The sequence below is a fragment of the Bradyrhizobium sp. AUGA SZCCT0431 genome (genome assembly GCF_018131065.1).
Taxonomy (GTDB): domain Bacteria; phylum Pseudomonadota; class Alphaproteobacteria; order Rhizobiales; family Xanthobacteraceae; genus Bradyrhizobium.
This window is the reverse complement of record NZ_JAFCLR010000103.1, coordinates 1-1,053: the sequence shown is the minus strand read 5'-3', so window position 1 is coordinate 1,053 and position 1,053 is coordinate 1. Positions and strand designations below refer to the sequence as shown.

The following is a 1,053-nucleotide window of genomic DNA, read 5'->3' as shown; positions in this document are numbered from 1 at the left end:
TAGAGCGGGATGAATTTAGGTTGAGGCGTATCCGGCGTTTTCGAAGTAGTTGGCACATTCGTTTGGCATGAAGGCTGTGAGCGCCTGACCGATTGCGGCCCAGACGGCCTCGACGGTTCGTGCGGCGGCTTTGCGCAGCAGGTGCTTGAGCTTGGCGAAGACCTGCTCGATGGGGTTCAGATCGGGCGAATATTTCGGCAGAAAGAAGAGCTTTGCGCCAACCGAGCGGATGAGTGCTCGCACGGCTTTGCCTTTGTGGCTGCCGAGATTGTCCATGATGACGATGTCACCGGGCTGCAGGGTCGGGAGGAGAACTTTCTCGACGTAAATTGTGAAGCTCTCGCCGTCGATCGGGCCATCGAGAACCCATGGTGCCTCGATCCGATCGCAGCGCAATGCGGCCAGGAAGGTTGTGGTCTTCCAGTGGCCGTGCGGGACTTTGGCTGTGAGCCTGGTGCCGCACGGTGCCCAGCCCCGCAAGGTGGCCATGTTGGTCTTGGTCCAGGTCTCGTCGATGAAGACCAGACGCTCAGGATCGATCTGGCCCTGATACTTCTGCCATTGCGCGCGCCGGCGGGCGACGTCAGGACGGTCGCGCTCGCTGGCGACGACGCTTTTTTTTGAAGCTGAGATTCTCGGCGTGGACGAACTCCCACACCGACCGATAGTCGACCTTCAGCCCGCGCTCGGCAAGTTCGGCGACAAGCCCGCGCAAGGTGAAGTCCCTTGCCCTGGTGCGCTCCAGCAACCAGTCACGGTGCTTCCCCGAAATCTTCTTCGGCTTGTGCCCGCCCATCTGGCCCGGCGCAACGCTGCCGGTCTCTCGGAAGCGCCGAACCCAGAGAATGGCCGTGTTGACGCCCACCCCGAATTGCGCCGCTGCCCGGTGGCAGGACAGACCACCCGGATCGACTGCCGCGACTACCCGCTCACGAAGATCCATCGAATAAGGTTTGCCCATCCATGCTGACCTCCTCCAGCCAGCATGTTGAATCAGAGACGCTCTGATTTGGGAATCCCTAATCGAATCAACCTAACCTCATCCCGCTCTAG

Annotated in this window: 1 protein-coding gene; it reads right to left on the bottom strand. The window is 60.7% G+C overall.

The features are described from left to right. Positions 1-15: 15 nt before the first annotated feature. Positions 16-961, bottom strand: a protein-coding gene (locus JQ567_RS37945; protein ID WP_212443538.1) for an IS630 family transposase whose coding sequence is annotated in 2 segments (ribosomal slippage) — positions 16-621 and positions 623-961 — 945 coding nt in all. Because the reading frame shifts where the segments join, the coding sequence is not laid out codon by codon here. Positions 962-1,053 lie beyond the last annotated feature (92 nt).